This window comes from Bacillus sp. JJ722 (genome assembly GCF_036963345.1).
In the GTDB taxonomy this organism is placed as follows: Bacteria; Bacillota; Bacilli; order Bacillales; family DSM-1321; genus Bacillus_AD.
This window is the reverse complement of record NZ_JBALMO010000060.1, coordinates 51,168-56,738: the sequence shown is the minus strand read 5'-3', so window position 1 is coordinate 56,738 and position 5,571 is coordinate 51,168. Positions and strand designations below refer to the sequence as shown.

Genomic DNA, 5,571 nt, shown 5'->3' with positions numbered 1-5,571 from the left:
ATTTTAAATATGATTTAAAATAATTTCATGGCTTCTAATAAAGATATCTAATTTTACACATATATCTATGCTTAAGTTGAAATAAAAAATGGCAGTAATTATTTTCATTTCTTAACAATATATAAGTAGTGTGAAAATCATTATGATTACACAAAATAATATCGTTTAAGTGAATCAAAAAGTTATTTACATACACACCCATTGTTAGGGAGTAAGCTTTTAAAACCGTTACTAAAAATGAAAACACTATGAGTTTTTTTGTTCAAAAATTCGACAAATTTTTTTTGATGTTTCAAGAAGGGATTAGTAGGGGTATTATAGAATTTATATAGTATAGATTTACACTAATAGTTTTGTTGAAGGAGGACTCACTTATGGATTATAACATTCGTGGTGAAAACATTGAGGTAACTCCAGCTCTACGAGAGTATGTAGGGAAAAAGATTGGAAAATTAGAAAAATACTTTAACAACACACCAAATTCAACTGTGCATGTAAACCTTAAGGTTTATAATGATAAAACATCTAAGGTTGAAGTAACTATTCCAATGCCAAACCTTGTGCTTCGCGCAGAAGAAAGAAAAGAAGATATGTATGCGGCGATTGACACAATTACTGATAAGCTTGAGAGACAAATTCGGAAGCATAAAACTAAAGTAAATCGTAAGTTCCGTACAGATGGTACTGTAGAGGTTTTTGCCTTTGATGGTGAAGAATCTGTAGAAGATGTAATGGATGCAGAAGAAAGTGAATTGGAAGTTGTACGTAATAAGCGTTTCGACTTAAAGCCAATGGACAGTGAAGAGGCTATTCTTCAAATGAACATGCTTGGCCACAACTTCTTTGTTTTCACAAATGCTGAAACAGAAGCTACAAATGTTGTGTATAAACGTAAAGATGGCCGTTACGGATTAATTGAACCTAATTAAGTCAGTAACGAAATTCTTTCTATAATGTAAGCCTAAGGAGTCGACTTTTCATGTATCTTACAGATGCTGAGGAGTCGGCTTCTTCGTTTGTTAAAGATTAAGAAAATATAAGTATTTTTTGAACTTAGACAAGTGTCTAATACCGTACTTCAGGCCTTTTCCCTACGTTAAGTCAACTAAGAAATACTTAAACGGCCCTTTCAGCCCCGACAAGTATAAGACTGCTCTCAATAGGAAATCCGGTTTTGATTTCCGGGAAGAGAGATGACAGACCATAGGGGCATCGATTGAGCTAACCGCTCATCGTGTCCTTTATCTCAGTCAAAATCCCTCCAGTACGTAAGTCGATGAGCAAGGCGCTTCCGCTTTTCTTAACAAGGTTAATATTTGTGCGTTGTTTGTTATACCTATAATAAGGATAAGATGGTAATTAAATTAATTTGAAACTAAATAGGTCCTTCATTCGTATTATAGGAATGACTATTTATAGGCTGCTCGATAAGAAATTAGTATGGATTAGTTCTTATTCTAGGTGCCTCGGATAAAGCTGCAGGTGTGAACAATATAAATAAGAAGAAATCGACCTATTCAGTATGTTGTACCATACAAGTAGAAGTGGTAATATAAAAAAATGGGTATTTCATTTTAGTAAGTATATTGTAGTCTTTCGAACTATAATTTAAATAAATTGTGTATTTTTCATCATCACAAAACAGAGGAGCGTTTGTGAAATGTTATCGATTTTAAATAAAGTATTTGATCCAAATAAGCGTGAAGTAAAACGTCTGCATAAGTTAGCAGATCAAATAGAAGGTTTGGCAGCATCAATGGAAAGTCTCTCGGATGCTGAGTTGCAAGCGAAGACAGAAGAGTTTAAAGAGCGTTATCAAAATGGTGAATCTTTAGATTCTATGTTAGTAGAAGCATTTGCGGTTGTTCGTGAAGCATCTAAGCGTGTGCTTGGCATGTATCCATTCTCAGTTCAATTAATGGGTGGCGCGACGCTTCATGACGGCAATATTGCGGAGATGAAAACCGGGGAAGGTAAAACTCTTACTTCGACAATGCCTGTGTACTTAAATGCTATTACAGGAAAAGGTGTTCATGTTATTACAGTCAATGAATACTTAGCGTCTCGTGATGCGACTGAAATGGGTGAGTTATTCGGATTCTTAGGATTGACAGTTGGTTTGAACTTGACTGGTCTTTCAAGAGAAGAGAAACAGGAAGCGTATCGTTGTGATGTTACGTACGGAACGAATAATGAATTCGGCTTCGATTATTTACGTGATAACATGGTGCTTTATAAAGAGCAAATGGTACAACGTCCATTGCATTTTGCGGTAATTGATGAGGTTGACTCGATTTTGATTGATGAAGCGCGTACGCCGTTAATTATTTCGGGTAGTGCTCAAAAATCTACTCAACTGTATATTCAAGCGAATGCTTTCATTCGTACGTTAACTCAAGAAACAGATTATACGTATGATGAGAAGACGAAAGGTGTTCAGCTAACAGAAGATGGTATTAATAAAGCTGAGCGTGCATTCCGTATAGATAACTTATTTGATATTTCTCATGTTGCGTTAAACCATCATATAAACCAAGCTTTAAAAGCACATGTTAGTATGCATAACGATGTGGATTACGTTGTTCAAGAAGGCGAAATTATCATCGTTGACCAATTTACAGGTCGTCTTATGAAAGGTCGTCGTTATAGTGATGGCTTGCATCAAGCAATTGAGGCAAAAGAAGGCTTAGATATTCAAAATGAAAGTATGACACTTGCGACAATTACATTCCAAAACTACTTCCGTATGTATGAGAAGTTAGCAGGGATGACAGGTACAGCGAAGACGGAAGAAGAGGAATTCCGTAATATTTACAACATGAACGTTGTTGTGATTCCGACGAACCGTGAAATTACGCGTGATGACCGTGCTGACTTAATTTATGCTTCTATGACTGGTAAATTCAATGCGGTAGTAGAAGATATTAAGCAGCGTTATGAAGCAGGTCAACCTGTTCTTGTTGGTACAGTAGCAATTGAAACATCTGAGTTGATTTCGCAATTGTTGACGAAACATAAGATTCCTCATAATGTATTGAATGCGAAAAACCATGGTCGTGAAGCGGAGATTATCTTGGATGCAGGTAAACCTGGTTCCATTACAATTGCGACTAACATGGCTGGTCGTGGTACGGATATCAAACTTGGCGAAGGTGTAAAAGAGCTTGGTGGACTAGCTGTAATTGGTACGGAGCGTCATGAGAGCCGTCGTATTGATAATCAGCTTCGTGGACGTTCTGGTCGTCAAGGTGACCCAGGGGTTACACAATTCTATCTGTCTATGGAAGATGAGCTAATGCGTCGATTTGGCTCTGATAATATGAAGAATATGATGTCTCGTCTTGGTATGGATGATTCTCAACCAATTCAAAGCAAAATGGTAACAAAAGCAGTAGAATCTGCGCAAAAACGTGTAGAAGGTAATAACTTCGATGCGCGTAAGCAATTGTTACAATATGATGATGTATTACGTCAACAACGTGAAATCATCTATAAGCAACGCTTTGAAGTACTTGATAGTGAGACTTTACGTGACATTGTTGAGCGTATGATTGCTTCATCTGTTGAACGTCACGTTGGTGCTTTCACAAGTGAAGAAGATCAATCGAACTGGAATCTACAAGGAATTGTTGATTATATCAATGGTAATCTTCTGATGGAAGGAACGATTACTGAAGCGGATTTACAAGGCAAAGAAGCTAATGAAATCATCGAGTTGATCCTTGCGAAAGTGAAGGAATCATATGATGAGAAAGAAGTGCAACTTGAAGCCGAGCAAATGCGTGAATTCGAAAAAGTAATTGTACTTCGTGCGGTAGATAGTAAATGGATGGATCATATTGATGCGATGGATCAACTTCGTCAAGGTATTCATTTACGTGCTTATGGTCAAATCGATCCTTTAAGAGAGTATCAGCAAGAAGGCTTCGCGATGTTTGAAGAAATGATTGCATCGATTGAAGACGAAGTGGCGAAGTATATTATGAAAGCAGAAATTCGTAATAATCTTGAAAGACAAGAAGTAGCCAAAGGTCAAGCTGTACATCCAAAAGAAGACGGCGAAGAAGTGAAGAAAAAACCTGTTCGCAAGAAAGCTGAAGTAGGACGTAACGATCCATGTCCTTGCGGTAGTGGTAAAAAATACAAAAACTGTTGTGGACGCGCTTAAGGTCCTGTACACTTAAGTTCCTGTACCTTAAGGTCCTGTAATAGAAACGATTGGAAAGAGGATGAGCATGTTACTTATTGCCGCCTCTTTTCCTTTGTAATAGAATAAATAAGGTATTTTAAATTGAAATCGAATTAGTAATGTTCACTTAGTAGGAATTTATTAAGTAGTTTGTGAGTGGCTATTGCTTTTTGAATATATTATAAGAGGTGATTGAGCATGGAATTAGCAGAAATTAGATCAGAGCTCGAAAAAACAGCTAAGAAATTAGCGGACTTTAGGGGGTCTCTTTGACTTAGAAGAAAAGGAGGCACGCATTGCTGAATTAGATAATATTATGACAGATCCAGACTTCTGGAATGATCAACAGAAAGCTCAAGGTGTTATCAATGAAGCAAACGGTTTAAAGGAATTAGTTGAGCAATTTCATTCTATGTATGAAACTCATGAAAATCTAGAGCTTACTTTTGAATTATTGAAAGAAGAGCAAGATGAGGATCTTGAAAAAGAATTAATAGAAGAATTAGGTCAGCTAACAGTGCAAATGAATGAGTACGAGCTTCAAGCGTTGTTAAGTGGTGAATATGATAGAAATAATGCCATCTTAGAGCTTCACCCGGGTGCAGGTGGTACGGAGTCTCAAGATTGGGGTTCAATGTTATTACGTATGTATACTCGTTGGGCGGAGAAACAAGGCTTTAAAGTTGAAACACTTGATTATTTAGCTGGTGATGAAGCAGGTATTAAGAGTGTTACTCTATTAATTAAAGGTCATAACGCGTATGGCTATTTGAAAGCGGAGAAAGGTGTCCATCGACTTGTTCGTATCTCACCGTTTGATGCTTCTGGACGCCGTCATACATCATTCGTATCGTGCGATGTTATGCCAGAGTTTGATGATAATATCGAAGTAGATATTCGTACGGAAGATTTGAAGATTGATACGTATCGTGCGAGCGGAGCCGGCGGTCAGCATATCAATACAACTGACTCTGCTGTTCGTATTACACATATTCCTACTGGTGTAGTTGTAACGTGTCAAACGGAGCGTTCACAAATTAAGAACCGTGAACGTGCAATGAATATGTTGAAATCGAAATTATACCAACGTCAAATCGAAGAGCAACAAGCGCAACTTGATGAAATCCGTGGTGAGAAGAGCGACATTAGCTGGGGAAGCCAAATCCGCTCTTATGTCTTCCATCCATATTCAATGGTAAAAGACCACCGTACAAGTGCGGAAACAGGTAACGTACAAGCTGTAATGGATGGAGATATTAATGCATTCATCGATGCTTATTTACGTTCGAAATTAGCATAAGATTATATTGGGATAAGGGGCTAGCAATAATGCTAGCCCCTTATTTTATAAGAAAGCATAAAATTTTGCGCGATGTCTAGCT

The 5,571-nt window shown here is 37.3% G+C and carries 3 protein-coding genes; all 3 read left to right on the top strand.

All coding sequences use genetic code 11. The annotated features are described in order from the left end of the window. Window positions 1-374 precede the first annotated feature (374 nt). The 3 genes from hpf (at window position 375) to prfB (ending at window position 5,489) form a co-directional block, all read left to right on the top strand. Window positions 375-929: a ribosome hibernation-promoting factor, HPF/YfiA family gene (hpf, locus tag V7014_RS09185; RefSeq protein ID WP_335506358.1), complete on the top strand. Its 555-nt coding sequence runs from the start codon at window positions 375-377 to the stop codon at window positions 927-929. A gap of 731 nt (window positions 930-1,660) precedes the next feature. After that, entirely contained in the window at window positions 1,661-4,168 is a 2,508-nt protein-coding gene (gene secA, locus V7014_RS09180; RefSeq protein WP_335506356.1) for a preprotein translocase subunit SecA, read from the top strand. Window positions 4,169-4,387: 219 nt separating this feature from the next. Next, a protein-coding gene (prfB, locus tag V7014_RS09175) for a peptide chain release factor 2 (protein WP_335506354.1) occupies window positions 4,388-5,489 on the top strand; the annotation gives its coding sequence in 2 pieces (ribosomal slippage) (window positions 4,388-4,459 and window positions 4,461-5,489; 1,101 coding nt in all). The last annotated feature ends 82 nt before the right edge of the window (window positions 5,490-5,571 follow it).